The 264-nt window shown below is 39.4% G+C and carries 1 protein-coding gene; it reads right to left on the bottom strand.

All coding sequences use genetic code 11. The features are described 5' to 3' along the window. Nucleotides 1-264, bottom strand: a 264-nt coding sequence (locus CD035_RS14010) for a hypothetical protein (protein ID WP_219728641.1), incomplete at both ends; no start/stop codon positions are given.

The raw sequence follows: 264 nt of genomic DNA, 5'->3' as shown, positions 1-264 counted from the left end.
AAGTACTATCAGTACCAGAGTTAGAACCACTGTTAGTGTCTGAACCAGAATCTTGATCAGATTGACTATCAGAGCTGCTGTCAGAGTTAGAACCAGAATCGCTATTTGAATCAGAGTTCGAGTCTAAATCAGAAGTACTATCAGTACCAGAGTCAGAACCGCTGTTAGTGTCTGAATCAGAATCTTTATCAGATTGACTATCAGAGCTGCTGTCTGAGTTCGAATCAGAATCGTTATTTGAATTAGAGTCAGAATCAGAACTAC

The organism is Mammaliicoccus sciuri (genome assembly GCF_002901825.1).
In the GTDB taxonomy this organism is placed as follows: Bacteria; Bacillota; Bacilli; order Staphylococcales; family Staphylococcaceae; genus Mammaliicoccus; species Mammaliicoccus sciuri.
This window is presented reverse-complemented; position numbering and strand designations above follow the sequence as displayed.